The organism is Falsiroseomonas tokyonensis (assembly GCF_019024325.1).
Classification (GTDB): Bacteria; Pseudomonadota; Alphaproteobacteria; order Acetobacterales; family Acetobacteraceae; genus Falsiroseomonas; species Falsiroseomonas tokyonensis.
The window spans coordinates 510455-524141 of record NZ_JAFNJS010000003.1 but is presented as its reverse complement, the minus strand read 5'-3'; the positions used below and the strand labels follow the sequence as shown (position 1 = coordinate 524141).

The window sequence follows — 13687 nt, the reverse complement described above, 5'->3', positions numbered from 1 at the left end:
GCCTTGCGGGGGAGGGAGATGGTCCGCTTCTCCCTCCCCTGCGAAGCGGGGGAGGGTTGGGGTGGGGGCTCGATCGCGATTCAGTCGAAGCTGGACTCCGGCAGAATGAAGGGCAGGTCCGTGTCACCGGTGTGGGCGCCGAAGCCGGTGATCAGCGCATGCGCCTGGCCGCGGTGATGCGCCTGGTGATTGAAGAAATGCGTCACCAGCACCCAGCGAGGCCGCCTGATGTCGCGGCCCATGGCGCCGCTGAACCAGCCGAGCGAGCCCTCCAGCCAGGCAGGCTCCAGCGCCGCCGCCCAGGCCTCGATCCGCGCATCCAACTCCTGCCGCGCGGCGCGCATCGCGTCCCAATCCGGGAACAGGGTCGGGCTGTCCTTGATGCCGCCTTCGGGCTTGGCCCAGCCAGCGAAGCGGGACATCCAGGTGGTATCGCCCCACATCAGATGGCTGAGCGTGCCGTGCACCGAGCCGAAGAAGGCACCGCGGTCTTCCCGCCGCTGCGCATCGGTCAGGCCGGATGCCGCGCCGTAGAGCCGCCGGTTCATCTCGGCATTGTAGGCGGCCATCAGCCGCACCCATTCCACCGTCACCATCACACATTCTTCCAGAAGAAGACCGTGTCGCAGGGGCTGCCATCGGGCCAGAGGGCGTAGCCGGGGATCACGCCCATCTCGACCCAGCCCAGCTCGCGGTACAGCCCCTCCGCCCCCTCCCCCTTCGCCGTGTCCAGCACCAGCAGCCGGCGGCCGAGGCCTCGCGCAGCCTGTTCGGCGCGACGCATCAGCGCGCGCGCGACGCCGCGACGGCGCGCGGAGGGGTCCACCAGCAGCTTGGCGATATCGGCGCGGTGCGGCTGGTTCTGCGGCGTGTCGAGCACGATCTGCACCGTGCCCACCAGCACCCCATCCACCCAGGCCGCCAGCAGCACGCGCTTGCTGAGTGCGACGTCGGACGACACGCGCTTGAAGAAGTCCCGCGCCACGGCGGGGGCGAGCGGCGGGAAGAAGGACACGCTGGCGCCGGCTTCGACGCAGTTCACCAGGATGCGGGCGAGCTGCGCCTCCGCGCTCGCAGCCGCCGCGGCATCCAGCGCCTCCACCACCAGTCCGCGCAGCGGCTTGGTGTAGCGGAATTCCAGGCTGTTCGAGATGTCGTCCAGGATGCGGATGGAGCCCTGCCGCACATAACCGGTTTTCTCGTAGAAGCGATGCGCGGCCTCGAACCGCGTATCGGTCCAGAGCACCAGGCGCTCGGCGCCGGCATCGCGGGCATGCGATTCCGCTGCCGTCAGCAGGCGCTGCGCGAGGCCGGTGCCGCGTGCGGACTTGTCGACATAGACGCGGCAGATCTCCCAGGCCTGGTCATCGCCCAGCGGCCGCGTCGCCGCCATGCCGATGATCCGGCCATCCTGTTCCGCCGCCCAGAGCGCGCCGCCCGCTTCCGCAAAATAGGTCGCAAGCGCGCGCAGCTCCGGCACTTCCCCATCCACGTCGAGCACGCAGTTGGGGTATTCGGCCCAGCAATCGCCGACGAGGGCGATGAAACCGTCAGCGTCCTCGTCGCGGCCGGGCCGAAGCGTCATCAGGAGAGGCCTTTGCAGAACTCCTGAATGCGCGTGCAGGCCTCGCGCAGGCTGTCCGTATCGGTGGCGTAGGAGATGCGGATATAGGGGCTCATGCCATAGGCCGAGCCCTGCACCAGCGCGACATGCGCCTCCTCGATCAAGGCGAGGGCGAAGTCGGTATCCGTCTCGATCTTCCGCCCGCCCTTGCTGGTCTTGCCGAGGCAGCCCGCGATGTTCGGGAAGACGTAGAAGGCGCCTTCCGGCTTGTGGCACTGGATGCCCGGCGCCTGGTTCAGCATCTCCACCACCAGGTCGCGGCGCTGCTTGTAGATCAGCGCGCGCTCCTTCACGAGGTCCTGCGGCCCGTCCAGCGCCGCCACCGCCGCCGCCTGGCCGACCGTGCTGATGCCGCTGGTGAGCTGGCTCTGCATGTTGACCATCGCCGCGATCAGGTTCTTCGGCCCGCCGCAGAAGCCGACGCGCCAGCCGGTCATGGCATAGGTCTTGGACACGCCATTGACCGTCAGCACGCGGTCCTTCAGGCGGGGCTCGACTTCCGCGATCGTGCAGAATTCGAAGCCGTCATAGACCATGTGCTCATACATGTCGTCCGTCATCACCCAGACATGCGGGTGGCGCAGCAGGACTTCGGCCAGCGCCTTCATCTCGGCGCGGGAGCAGGCGGCGCCGGTCGGGTTGTTCGGGAAGTTGAGGAGCAGCCACTTGGTCTTCGGCGTGATCGCCGCTTCCAGATCCTCCGGCCGCAGCTTGAAGCCGTTGTTCTGTGGGCAGGTCACCGGCACCGGCTTGGCGGTAGCAAGCTTCGCCATATCGGCATAGGAGATCCAGAAAGGCGCCGGGATCAGCACCTCATCGCCCGGATCGCAAGTGCCCAGCAGGGCGTTCATGATCACCTGCTTGCCGCCGTTCGAGACCATGATCTCGTCCATGGCGTAGTCCAGGTTGTTGTCGCGCTTGAACTTGCGCTGCACCGCCTGCTTCAGCGCCTTGGTGCCGTCCTGCGGCGGATATTTCGTGTCGCCCGAAAGCGCGGCCTGGTAGGCGGCGTCGATGGCGTGGCGGGGGGTGTCGAAATCCGGCTCGCCGATCGCCAGGCTGATGACCTTGATGCCCTTGGCGGCCAGCTCGCGGCCCTTGGCCGTCATGACGGCGGAGGCGGAGAGCTCGATATCCTTCAGGCGATTGGCAAGCGCGGGCATTTTTTCGGGTGACTCCTGGCGAAGGAGCACAAGTTAGTCCCGGATCGCTTGCTGCTCAATCGCTGGGCGGGCGCGCCATGATCCAGTCGAATGGCTGCTCCCCGACCAGCCCGAAGCCCTGGCGCTCCCAGAAGCGCCGGGCGGGGCTGTCCTTCAGCACCTCGATGTCGAAGCGTCGGCCGGGGTAAAGCGCCAGGGCCTGGGCGACGATGGTGGCGCCGAGGCCCCGGCCCTGCAGGTCGGGCTCCAGATACAGGCTGTGCAGCTCGACGGCCTCCGCCCTCGGCTCCAGCCCGATGCAACCGATCGGATGCCCCTCGTGCTCGATCACCTGCAGGCCACCGCCGGCGAAGGCGGCTTCCATGCGGGCGCGGCGGCGCGCCGGGTCCCAGCGGCCGACGCGCTCCAGATGCGGCCGCATGACGCGGACCGAGAGATCCAGCAGCGCCTCGAAATCCGCCCTGGTGGCGGGGCGGAAGACGAAGATCACTTCAGGCCGGCGCAGAAGTCCTGGATGCGGGTGCAGGCTTCGGTCAGCGTCGCATCGTCCGTCGCATAGCTGATGCGGATATGGCCGGGGAACATGAAGGCTGCACCGTGCACGGCGGCGACGCCCTTCTCCTCCAGCAGCGCCAGCACGAAGGCCTCGTCGCTGTCGATCTTCGTGCCGCCGGCGCTGGTCTTGCCGAGGCAGCCGCGCACGTCCGGGAAGACGTAGAAGGCGCCTTCCGGCGTCGGGCAGCGCATACCTTCGGCCTTGTTCAGCATGCCGACCACCAGGTTGCGGCGGCGCTCGAAGGCCTTGCGCATCTCCTCGACGCTGTCCTGCGGGCCGGTCAGCGCCTCGATGGCCGCGGCCTGGCTGATGGAGCTGGTGTTGGAGGTGGACTGGCTCTGCAGCTTGTCCATGGCCTTGATCAGCTGGATCGGCGCGCCGGCGAAGCCGATGCGCCAGCCGGTCATGGCATAGGCCTTGGAGCAACCGTTCATGGTGACGGTGCGGTCCTTCAGCCGCGGCTCCACCTCCACGATGGTCGCCGGCTTCATGCCGTCATAGGCCAGCTTCTCGTAGATATCGTCGGAGAAGATCCAGACATCCGGGTGGCGCAGCAGGACGTCCGTCAGCTCCTTGAGCTGGGCGGCGCTATAGCCCGCCCCGGTCGGATTGCAGGGGTTGTTCAGGATCAGCCACTTGGTCTTGGGCGTGATCGCCGCTTCCAGCTGCTCCCCGGTCATGCGGAAACCCTGGTTCGGGCCGCAGGGGACGATGACGGGCGTGCCCTCGGCCAGGGCCACGATGTCCGGGTAGGAGACCCAGCAGGGGGCGGGGATGATGGCCTCGTCGCCCGCATTGATGGTGGCGACCAGGGCGTCGAAGATCACCTGCTTGCCGCCGGTGGCGACCAGGATCTCCTCCGGCTTGTAGTCGATGCCGCTATCGCGCTTGAACTTCTCGCAAATGGCGCGGCGGAGTTCGATGGTGCCCGCCACATCGGTATACCGCGTCTCGCCCCGCTCGATGGCGGCGATGGCGGCGTCCTTGACGTTGCGCGGCGTCTCGAAATCCGGCTCGCCGACCGAGAGGGAGATGATGTCCTTGCCCGCGGCCTTCAGCGCGCGCGCCTTGCCGGTCATGGCAATGGTCTGCGAGGGCGAGATGCGGTTGAGGCGGTCGGCGATGAGGTTCATGTGCGTTTTCCGGCGTCCCTGCCCGGCCCCCGGGCCGGGGCGGCGCGGCTTTTCCTAAACCCCGGGGCGGGGCACGTCCACCGCCGCGGACCCGCATTTGCAACAGAGCCGGGGCCTATTCCAGGCGGAGTGGCCGGTAGCCCTGGAAGACGAAGCCTTTCTCCCGCATGCAGGCGGTGCGGTGCTGGTCCCGGGCGCGGGCCGCCACATCGACCATGTCGTAGCGGGGCGGGCGGAAGCGCTCGGTCACCCGGCAGCGCTCCCGGTCGCCATCCCGCCAGCAATTGCGCTCCCGCTCCACCCGGGCCGGCGCCACCTGCTGCCAGACCATCACCGGCGGCACGGCCAGCTGCGCCGCATCGCCGCAGGCCGCGTTCATGGCATCCGCCTCGGCCTCGGAGGTGCCGGGCCGGGCCCAGCGTTCGGCACAGGCGGAGAGCAGGAATAGCAGCAGCAGGATCAGGGGACGCATGGCCGCAATCTGGCGCCGCCTGATGGTGAATCCATGGCGGCGGCGACTACCGGCGGCGGACCAGCCGCAGAGCCACCGCCAGGACCAGGCCGACCACCGCCACCAGCACCGTCGCCAACGCATACAATTCCGGCGTCAGCCCCAGCCGGACGGTGGAGAAGATCACCATCGGCAGGGTGGAGGCGCCGGGGCCGGAGACGAAGCTGGCGATCACCAGGTCGTCCAGCGACAGGGTGAAGGCCAGCAGCCAGCCCGCCGCGATGCCCGGCGCGATCAACGGCAGGGTGATGACGCCAAAAACCTTCCAGGGCCGGGCGCCGAGGTCCATCGCCGCCTCCTCCAGGCTCAGGTCGAAATCCGCGAGCCGGGACTGCACCACCACGGCAACGAAGGCCGCGCCGAAGGTGGCATGCGCGATGGCGATGGTGCTGGCGCCGCGGCCCGCGGGGAAGCCGAAGACGGATTCCATCGCCACGAACAGCAGCAGAAGCGACAGGCCGGTGATCACCTCCGGCATCACCAGCGGCGCCGCCATCACGGCGCCGAAGCCGGCGCGGCCGCGGAACCGCCCGAAGCGCGCCAGGGCGAAGCCCGCCAGCACGCCCAGGATGGTCGCCATGGTGGCGGAGATGGCGGCGATGCGCAGCGACAGGCCGAGCGCCGTCATCAGCACCTCGTTCCGCCACAGGCTGTCGTACCAGCGCAAAGAGAAGCCGGTGAAGGTGGTGACCATGCGGCTGTCGTTGAAGGAAAAGACCACCATCAGCAGGATCGGTAGATAGAGGAAGGCGAAGCCAAGCCCGAGCGGGATGGCGAGGCGGCCGATCCCCCTCATCGTCCCGCCCGCCACTGAAACAGCGCGATCGGCGCGACCAGCGCCGCAAGCAGCACGATGGCCAGCGCCGAGGCCAGCGGCCAGTCGCGGTTCTGGAAGAATTCCGTCCACAAGACGCGCCCGATCAACTGCGCGCCCGGCCCGCCCAGCAATTCGGGGATCACGAACTCGCCCACCGCCGGGATGAAGACCAGAAGAAATCCTGCAACGATTCCGGGCAGCGACAGCGGCAGCGTCACCTGCAGGAAGGCGCGCAAGGGCCGCGCGCCCAGATCCTGCGCCGCTTCCAGCAGGGCGGGATCGAGCTTCGACAGCGTGGCATAGAGCGGCAGCACCATGAAGGGCAGGTAGCAATAGGTGATGCCGAGATACATGGCCGCATCGGTGTAGAGCAGCGGAATCGGCTCCGCGATCAGGCCGAGCGACAGCAGCAGGCCGTTCAGCCAGCCCTGGTCCTGCAGGATGCCGATCCAGGCGGTGACGCGCAGCAGGAAGCTGGTCCAGAAGGGCAGGATCACCAGCATCAGCAGCAGGTTCCGCCGATGCTCCGGCGCGCGCGCGATGGCCAGCGCCATGGGATAGCCGATGAGGAGACAGATCGTGGCGGAGACCGCGGCCACGCGCAGGCTGCGCAGATAGGCCTCGAGGTAATAGGGGTCGTCGAGCAGCAGCTGGAAATTGGCGAGGTTCAGCTGCAGCACGGCGGTTGCCTCGCCGGACCAGCGCAGCAGCGGCGCATAGGGCGGCAGGCCCTCGCTCGGCTCGGCGAAGGCGATGGTCAGCACGAAGGCGAAGGGCACCACGAAGAACAGCGCCATCCAGGCCCAGGGCAGCGCGAGGACCAGGCGCCGGCGCGTCGCCGGCCTCATTCGGGCAGCACCATGCTGGCCTGGCGGTCCCAGGTGACGGCGACGGTGTCCTCCCAATCCACCGGGCGTTCCGTGCGGCGACGCAGGTTCGGCTGGCTGACGCGCACTTCCTTCCCGTTCTCCAGCACCACGTGATAGACGAAGAAGTCGCCGTAATAGCCGATGTCGCGCACCCGCCCGACCAGGCGGTTGTCGCCCGGCGCGCTTCCCGGCGCCGTGCGCTCGATCCGCATGCGCTCCGGCCGCAAGGCGACGAAGACACGGCTGCCGAGCGGCTTGCTGGCGGCGGGCTCAGCCAGGATGTCGAAGTCGAGTTCCGAACTTCCTATCCGTACGCCCTCCGCCTCCACGCCTTCCACCACGCCCTCCAGGATATTGGCGGTGCCCAGGAATTCGGCGGTGAAGCGGCTGTTGGGGAATTCATAGACCTCCGACGGCGTGCCCACCTGCGCCAGCGTGCCGCGATCCATCACGGCCAGGCGGGTCGCCATGGTCATCGCCTCCTCCTGGTCATGCGTCACGATGACGAAGGTGGTGCCGGTGCGCTCCTGGATGTTGATCAATTCGAACTGCGTGGCCTCGCGCAGGTTCTTGTCCAGCGCCGAAAGCGGCTCGTCCAGCAGCAGCAGTTTTGGACGTTTTGCAAGCGCGCGCGCCAAGGCTACGCGGGCGCGCTGGCCACCCGAAAGCGCGGCGGGCTTGCGATCACCAAATCCCTCCATCTTCACCATGGCCAGCATCTCCGCCACGCGCGCGGTGATGACGGGTTTCGCAGCACCCTCCTGCTTCAATCCAAAACCGATGTTCTGGGCCACCGTCATATGCGGAAACAGCGCATAGGACTGGAACATCATGTTCACCGGCCGCGCATAGGGCGCGACGCCGGCCATGTCCTGCCCATCCAGCACGATGCGCCCGGCATCGGGCTCCAGGAACCCCGCCAGGCAGCGCAGCAGCGTGGACTTGCCGGAGCCCGAGCCGCCGAGCAGCGCGAAAAGCTCGCCGCGATAGATCGGCAGGCTCACCTCATCGAGCGCCACGAAGTCGCCGAAGCGCTTCGTGACCTTCTCGATGCGCAGGAAGGGCTCTGCCGAAGGGTCCCGCCAGGGCTCGGCGGCGCCGGGTTTCTCTGCCAGGCTCGTCGGCCCAAAGGGCCGCTCGGAAGGACTCATCGTCCCGCCTTGAAGCGGGCCCAGACACGGTTGCGGGCGCGCTCCGCAGCCTGGGCCACGGGGCCGATGGTGAAGAAACGCGGCCGCATGGATTCCGGCGGGAAGACGGCCGGATCGGCCGCGACATCGGGCGCCACGGAGGCGCGGCTGGCCGGCACGCCATTCGGGTAGCGCACATGGTTGGTGATGGACGCCATCACATCCGGCTGCAGCAGGAAATTGATGAAGGCATGCGCATTGTCCGGGTTCGGCGCATCCGCCGGGATCGCCAGCAGGTCGAACCACAGCTGCGCGCCCTCGACCGGCGCCACATAGCTCACGGCGACACCCTGGTTGGCTTCCCGCGCCCGCACGCTGGCCTGGATGGCATCGCCCGAATAGGCGAAGGCGAGGCAGGCCTGGCCGCTGGCCAGGGCCTCGATCGTGCCGCCGGTGGAGAAGTTGCGGATGAAGGGCCGCACTGCCAGCAGCGTGCGCTCCACCTCCCGCAGGTCGCCGGCATCGGTGCTGTTCGGATCGCGGCCCAGGTAGCGCAGCACGGTCGGGATCACGTCGGATGCGCTGTCCATCATGCTGATGCCGCAGCGCGCGATGCGCCGCGCATGCGCCGGGTCGAAGATCAGGCGCAGGCTGTCCATCGGCGCATCGGGCGCCAGCGCCTGGATGCGCGCCGTATTCACGCCGAGCCCGATGCTGCCCCAGAGATACAGCGCGCCGAAGCGGTTTTCGGGGTCGGAGGATGCGACCTGCGCCTGCAGGGCGGGGTCGAGATTGGCCAGGTTCGGGATCTTGGACCGATCGAGCGGCAGCAGCCCGCCGGCGCGGGCGAGGCGGGAGAAGGTGGGCTCGCTGGTCGGCACGATGATGTCGTAGCCCGACCGGCCGGCGGAAAGCCGGCCCTCCAGCGTCTCCAGGCTGTCATAGATGTCGTAGCGGACGCGGATGCCCGTTTCCCGCGTGAAGCGCTGGACCATGTAAGGGTCGATATAGTCGTTCCAGTTGAAGACATTCACCACCCGCTCCTGCGCCCGCGCCTCGGGCGCCGGCAGGGTGACGAGCAGGGCAGCGAGGGGGGCTGCCAGCAGGGCGAGGCGACGCAGCATCAGGAATCTCCCGCTTCGTGAAGCGGCGCGATGCTAGGGCGTTTTGCGCGGCGGGGAACACGCTCCGATAGAGTCCTAACCGCTTTTCTGCGCCTGGCGTGAAGGGGCGGCCTGGCCGGGCCGGGCGGCGCCGCGGAGCGAAAGGCCGAAATACCCAGGCCGCAGGAATTTGTTCTTGACTTGTTCTGGGCCTGCCTGTAGTCAGCAGGCCACCAAGGGGCGAGTTGCGCCCAGCTTCATCCCCCGCGCTGCCCTGCAGCGGCCCGGACCGGCCGGCCCGACCGGCCAGCCGGACCCGCCGCGCCGCGCCTTTGGACCCAGGCTTTTTGTCTTCCCGCCATCCCCTCGCCCCGGGGCGCGCCGACGCGCGCGCCCTGCCCCGACGCGCGTCCGAACGGAGGCCCTTCCATGCCCTTCAACAACACGGCCCTGGTGCCGCTGGTGAACAACAGCGGCTTCACCATGTGGCTGTACCGCACCACCGACAGCCGCGCCGACGCGCTGACGCCGGGCTATTTCGAGCCTGCCGCGGCGCGGCTCGAGACCGGCGACATCATCGTGCTGATCGCCTCCGATTCGGTCTCCTTCCTGCCGGTCCGGGTGGGGGATGTGGTGGCCGCCGGCCTGGTGCTGGACAGCGCCGCGGCGCCCTTCCGCGTGCAGGTCCGCGCGGTGCAGGTCTTCTCGGTGGCGCAGACCGCGACGGCGGTGGCGATGACCGTGATCCTGGGCCCGCTGGCCGCGGGCATCCTCTCCAACGGCACGGTGGAAGCCTCGGCCACGCTCGCCGGCCCGGTCACCCAGGTGGCCTTCAGCATCAGCGACGCCATGGGCACCACGGTGCGCGGCCCGACGCTGGCCACGGTCACGGCCGGCAGTGCCAGCGCCAGCCTGCCGGCGCCGGCGCCGGGCACCGGCTACCGCCTGCGCGTTGTCTCCACCGGCGATTCCGCGGTGGCCGCCGTCTCCCCCGCCTTCAGCGTCACCCTGCCATTCGGCCTGCTGCTGCAGGCCGGCGGCACGCTGCTGATCGAGGATGGCAGCCGCCTGCTGGTCTGACCGCCGGCGCCCTCGTCGGCACGCCCGAGGCGTGACGCGCCCCCGCCCTTCCCCGCACCCGATCCGGAACCGAAAACACCATGGCCGACGCCAAGATCTCAGACCTGCCGGCTGCCACGGCGCTCGCCGCCGCCGATATCGCGCCCATCGTGCAGGGCAGCGGCGCGGCGGCCGTGACGCGCCGCGCCACCTTCGCCCAGATCACCGCGGGCGTGCATGCCGAGCGCATGTTCCATGTCCGCGACTTCGGCGCCGTCGGCAATGGCACGACGGATGATGCCGCCGCCATCCAGGCGGCGATCGATGCCGCCGCCGCGGCGGGCGGCGGCCTGGTCCGCCTTGGCCCGCGCCGCTATCGCGTTACCGGCTCCGACATCGTGCTGAAGGAGAATGTCTGCCTCGAGGGCCCGGGCGCCTTTCCCGGCGGGCAGCGCGTCTCGGCCGACTACCGCAATATCCCGGGCACGCTGCTGCTTTCCTCCGCCCGCACCATCCAGGTGCTGCGCGCCAGCACGCTGCGTGCGCTGACGCTGATCCGCGACGGGCTGGGCGCGCCGCCCGCTTCGCTGCGCGCTGCCGTAAACCTGCGCAACGACATGGCGGGCACCGCCATCACCGTGGGCGGCGCATCCGGCGGCCACCACGATGCGCTGATCGAGGACCTGCTGATCCTCGGCTTCGACCTCGCGATCCGTTCCGACAACAACCAACGCCTGAACGTGCGGCGGCTGCGCGGCGACAATCGCAACGGCATCTACCTCAGCAATACCCGCGACATCAGCCGCATCCACGATGTGCACTTCTGGCCCTTCCTGACCGGCAATATCGGCGGCATCTCGCTCTACCAGCGCGCCCTCGCGGCCGTTGCGAACAACGGGTCGGGCGCGGTCCGCATCACCACCACCACTGCGCATGGGCTGGTCACCGGCGACCTGGTGAACACCTTCGGCATCGGCGGCGTGCCGCCTGCCAATGGGCGCTTCACCGTGACCGTCATCGACAGCACGCGCATCGACCTGCAGGGCTCCAGCTTCTCCGGCAGCTGGGCCGGCAGCGGCTCCCTCTCCGTCTGGAACAACCGCCGCCTCGGCACCGCCTTCCGGGTGGAGGTCAGCGACGTCGCCGAATTCATCAACTGCTTCTGCTACGGCTATGAGCGCGGCTTCGACCTGGGCGATGGCGCGCAGTCGATCCAGCTGCACAATTGCAGCGTCGACGACAGCTTCTCGCTGAAGGATCCCAATACCGTCGGCGCGCTGATCCAGGGCTCCGCCTTCCGCACCAAGTGGGTGGGCGGCTTCATCAGCAGCCAGGCCACAGCCATCCGCGTCAACTCCACCTCCAGCACCCAGGGCGACAACCAGTTCGTCGGCGTCATGGTGGGCGGCGATGGCGGCGGCCGCGCGGTGGAAGTCTTCGACGGCGGGCTCACCCTCGTCGCCTGCGACCTGCCGGCGGCGCGCGTCTATCTGGGCAGCAGCGGCGACAGCCTCTCGGTCGTCGCCTCCGACACCCGCTCCACCACCTTCGAGGCGCAGACCGGCGCGGACCTGGCCCGCATCGCCCTGGTCGGCAACCGCCTGCAGGCGCTCGGCTCCTCCCCCGACCAGGCCAGCGCCCTGCTGCGCCGGCGGTCGGAGGCGCTGGGCGCGGAGCTCGACCTGGAGAACCAGGACGGCGCCATCAGTTACCGCCTCAGCCTTGGCGCCGGGGCGCTGGCGCCGCTGACCATCGGCGGCGATGCGGCTGCCAATCCGAATGGCGGCATCGTCCTCGGCGCGGACTCCGCCATGACCGCGCCGATGAAGATGACGCTGCGGCGCAGTTCCACCACGCCGGCGGCGGGCCATGCGCTGGGGCAGCTCGCCTTCAGCGGGCGCAACCTGGCCGGGACGGAAACCGAATTCGCCCGGGCCGGCGGCATCAGCGAGGCGGTGACCACCGGCGCGGAGGCCGGCGCCTTCGTGGTGGAAACCCGCAACGGCGGCAGCCTCGCGGAGCGCTTTCGGATCAGCGCCACCGGCACGGTGACGCTGACCGGCCCGCTGGTGCTGCCGGCCGATCCCACGGCGACGAACCAGGCGGCCAACAAGGGCTATGTCGATGCGCAGTTCACCGACCGCCGCCTGCCGGTTGTCGCCACCTCCGGCGCCACGGCGCTGACGCTGGCTGCCCATAACGGGCGGCTGGTCAGCGCCAATGCCGGCACCACGCTCAGCATCGCATGGGCGAGCACGGGCGACGGCTTCTCCTGCCTGGTGGCGAACCGGGGTGCCAGCGATCTCGCCCTCAGCATGTCGGGCTTCACCGCCGCGACGCCGACCAATCCGGACGGGCTGACCAAGATCCGCGCCGGTGGGCTGGCCACGCTGCTCGCCTTCAGCCCGGATGGCGGCACGACGAAGGTGCTGATGCTGGCCGGTGCGGGGGCCCCTTGATGTCGGCGCCCCTGTTCAGCGCCCTCGGCTCGCTGGCGCCGCCCTGGCGCCACCTGCCGATGCGGGGGGGGCTGCCCCCTGGCGTCAGCCTGGCCCGCGCCCAGGTCGCCTCCCGCAGCACGGTGCTGGGGACGGATGGCCAGACCTATGCGGAGGTGCTGGCCGACCTGCCGCGCTTCAGCGGCGCCGCGCGGCGGCTGCTGCTGGAAGGCCAGCGCAGCAATGCGCTGCGCAATCCGCGTGGCGAGGGCGGCACGCCGGGCACCAGCACGCTACCGACCCATTGGGGCAGTGTCATTTTCGGGGGTCTGACGCGCACGTTTGTCGAGGCGCGCAGCGAAATCGGATTGCAGGGCGCACGGCTCCGCCTCCAAGGCACGGCGACCGGATCTAGCAGCACCACAGCCCTTGGGGGCTCCCTGGAGATCGCCGCGGCGTCGCAACAGGTCTGGACCTTCTCGGCCTTTATCCGGCTGGTCTCGGGCACACCGCTCAGTGCTGCTATGCGGCTGTTCTGTCGAGACGCTGGGGGCGCGGTGGTATCCTCGCCAAGCACGCAGACGTTGTCGCTGACCGGCGACCTTGTCCGCTTCGAACGCACCTTCACCTTACCCACCACTGCGACAATTGCTTTCGTGCAGCCGTCCATTCAGTTCGGCATTGCCTCTGGCGAGACCTACGACATCGGTTTCGATGTGCTAGGTGCGCAGATGGAGCTAGGCGCCTTTGCCTCCACGCCCATTCTGCCCGCCCCTGGCGCGCCCGCGGCCAGCACCCGTGGCGCGGACCTGGCCAGCATCCCGCTGGCCTCGCTCGGGCTCGGCGGTGCCTGCACCCTGCTCTGGTCGGGCCTGCTGCCGCAGCTGGCGCAGGATGCGGACCAGATGCTGCTGCAGCTGGACGACGGCACGGACAGCAGCCGCTTCACCCTGCGCAACCCGGCAGCCGGCAGTGGGCTGGTGGCCGGGCGGGTGCTGGCGGGTGCGGCGGCGGACAGCCCGAGCCTCGGCACTATCACCGCTGGAACCCCTTTCCGGGCGGTGCTGGCGATCGAGGGAGGGCGCATCGCCGCAAGCTTGGAAGGCGGCGCCGTGCAGGTGGCGACCGGCGGCCCGACCACGGGGCTGACGACGCTGCGCATCGGCAACAACGCCGCCAATACCGCGGCGCTGTTCGGCCGGGTCGGCAGCCTCGCCTTCCTTCCTTTCGCCGCGCCGGACGCCGCCCTGCCCGGGCTCTGCACCACCCTGCCGCTGTGACGCA

General features: G+C 69.4%; 13 protein-coding genes. 3 read left to right on the top strand and 10 right to left on the bottom strand.

What is annotated here, in order from left to right; all coding sequences use genetic code 11:
- Nucleotides 1–80 precede the first annotated feature (80 nt).
- From J3S20_RS13025 to J3S20_RS12980, 10 genes are all read right to left on the bottom strand, one after another.
- The gene (locus tag J3S20_RS13025) at nt 81–596 is read right to left on the bottom strand and encodes a DinB family protein (RefSeq protein ID WP_216836901.1); all 516 of its coding nucleotides are present in this window, start codon (nt 594–596) and stop codon (nt 81–83) included.
- Nucleotides 596–1585, bottom strand: coding sequence for a GNAT family N-acetyltransferase (locus J3S20_RS13020; protein ID WP_216836900.1), 990 nt, complete (start codon nt 1583–1585; stop codon nt 596–598). Before J3S20_RS13020 ends, J3S20_RS13025 begins: the two co-directional genes overlap by 1 nt.
- Nucleotides 1585–2787, bottom strand: coding sequence for a pyridoxal phosphate-dependent aminotransferase (locus tag J3S20_RS13015; RefSeq protein WP_216836899.1), 1203 nt, complete (start codon nt 2785–2787; stop codon nt 1585–1587). Before J3S20_RS13015 ends, J3S20_RS13020 begins: the two co-directional genes overlap by 1 nt.
- Nucleotides 2788–2842: 55 nt before the next feature.
- Nucleotides 2843–3277 (bottom strand): GNAT family N-acetyltransferase, encoded by a 435-nt coding sequence (locus J3S20_RS13010; protein WP_216836898.1) that lies wholly within the window; start codon nt 3275–3277, stop codon nt 2843–2845.
- Nucleotides 3274–4476, bottom strand: a complete 1203-nt coding sequence (locus J3S20_RS13005) for a pyridoxal phosphate-dependent aminotransferase (protein WP_216836897.1) — start codon at nt 4474–4476, stop codon at nt 3274–3276. The genes J3S20_RS13010 and J3S20_RS13005 overlap by 4 nt, the downstream gene beginning before the upstream one ends.
- A 115-nt stretch (nt 4477–4591) precedes the next feature.
- The gene (locus J3S20_RS13000; protein ID WP_216836896.1) at nt 4592–4948 is read right to left on the bottom strand and encodes a hypothetical protein; all 357 of its coding nucleotides are present in this window, start codon (nt 4946–4948) and stop codon (nt 4592–4594) included.
- 46 nt (nt 4949–4994) lie between these two features.
- Nucleotides 4995–5783, bottom strand: coding sequence for an ABC transporter permease subunit (locus J3S20_RS12995; protein WP_216836895.1), 789 nt, complete (start codon nt 5781–5783; stop codon nt 4995–4997).
- Nucleotides 5780–6652 carry an ABC transporter permease subunit gene (locus tag J3S20_RS12990; protein WP_216836894.1) on the bottom strand — a complete coding sequence of 291 codons (873 nt, stop codon included), beginning with the start codon at nt 6650–6652 and terminating at the stop codon, nt 5780–5782. Before J3S20_RS12990 ends, J3S20_RS12995 begins: the two co-directional genes overlap by 4 nt.
- Complete coding sequence (locus J3S20_RS12985; protein WP_216836893.1) at nt 6649–7824, bottom strand: ABC transporter ATP-binding protein; 1176 nt, start codon at nt 7822–7824, stop codon at nt 6649–6651. The genes J3S20_RS12990 and J3S20_RS12985 overlap by 4 nt, the downstream gene beginning before the upstream one ends.
- The gene (locus J3S20_RS12980) at nt 7821–8927 is read right to left on the bottom strand and encodes a polyamine ABC transporter substrate-binding protein (RefSeq protein ID WP_216836892.1); all 1107 of its coding nucleotides are present in this window, start codon (nt 8925–8927) and stop codon (nt 7821–7823) included. Before J3S20_RS12980 ends, J3S20_RS12985 begins: the two co-directional genes overlap by 4 nt.
- A 408-nt stretch (nt 8928–9335) precedes the next feature.
- On the opposite strand from J3S20_RS12980, the gene J3S20_RS12975 reads away from it, so the two are divergent.
- The 3 genes from J3S20_RS12975 to J3S20_RS12965 all read left to right on the top strand — a co-directional run bounded on the left by J3S20_RS12975 (nt 9336) and on the right by J3S20_RS12965 (nt 13683).
- Entirely contained in the window at nt 9336–9986 is a 651-nt protein-coding gene (locus tag J3S20_RS12975; protein ID WP_216836891.1) for a hypothetical protein, read from the top strand.
- Between the two features lie 80 nt (nt 9987–10066).
- Nucleotides 10067–12424 (top strand): glycosyl hydrolase family 28-related protein, encoded by a 2358-nt coding sequence (locus J3S20_RS12970; protein WP_216836890.1) that lies wholly within the window; start codon nt 10067–10069, stop codon nt 12422–12424.
- Entirely contained in the window at nt 12424–13683 is a 1260-nt protein-coding gene (locus tag J3S20_RS12965) for a phage head spike fiber domain-containing protein (protein ID WP_216836889.1), read from the top strand. The genes J3S20_RS12970 and J3S20_RS12965 overlap by 1 nt, the downstream gene beginning before the upstream one ends.
- Nucleotides 13684–13687: the final 4 nt, after the last annotated feature.

Bases quoted from the DNA above. Each gene is read 5' to 3' on its own strand.
- J3S20_RS12990 (WP_216836894.1), bottom strand. From the start codon at position 6,652: ATGAGGCCGGCGACGCGCCGGCGCCTGGTCCTCGCGCTGCCCTGGGCC.
- J3S20_RS12975 (WP_216836891.1), top strand. From the start codon at position 9,336: ATGCCCTTCAACAACACGGCCCTGGTGCCGCTGGTGAACAACAGCGGC.
- J3S20_RS12965 (WP_216836889.1), top strand. From the start codon at position 12,424: ATGTCGGCGCCCCTGTTCAGCGCCCTCGGCTCGCTGGCGCCGCCCTGG.
- J3S20_RS13025 (WP_216836901.1), bottom strand. From the start codon at position 596: ATGGTGACGGTGGAATGGGTGCGGCTGATGGCCGCCTACAATGCCGAG.
- J3S20_RS13005 (WP_216836897.1), bottom strand. From the start codon at position 4,476: ATGAACCTCATCGCCGACCGCCTCAACCGCATCTCGCCCTCGCAGACC.
- J3S20_RS12980 (WP_216836892.1), bottom strand. From the start codon at position 8,927: ATGCTGCGTCGCCTCGCCCTGCTGGCAGCCCCCCTCGCTGCCCTGCTC.
- J3S20_RS13000 (WP_216836896.1), bottom strand. From the start codon at position 4,948: ATGCGTCCCCTGATCCTGCTGCTGCTATTCCTGCTCTCCGCCTGTGCC.
- J3S20_RS12995 (WP_216836895.1), bottom strand. From the start codon at position 5,783: ATGAGGGGGATCGGCCGCCTCGCCATCCCGCTCGGGCTTGGCTTCGCC.
- J3S20_RS13020 (WP_216836900.1), bottom strand. From the start codon at position 1,585: ATGACGCTTCGGCCCGGCCGCGACGAGGACGCTGACGGTTTCATCGCC.
- J3S20_RS12985 (WP_216836893.1), bottom strand. From the start codon at position 7,824: ATGAGTCCTTCCGAGCGGCCCTTTGGGCCGACGAGCCTGGCAGAGAAA.
- J3S20_RS13015 (WP_216836899.1), bottom strand. From the start codon at position 2,787: ATGCCCGCGCTTGCCAATCGCCTGAAGGATATCGAGCTCTCCGCCTCC.
- J3S20_RS12970 (WP_216836890.1), top strand. From the start codon at position 10,067: ATGGCCGACGCCAAGATCTCAGACCTGCCGGCTGCCACGGCGCTCGCC.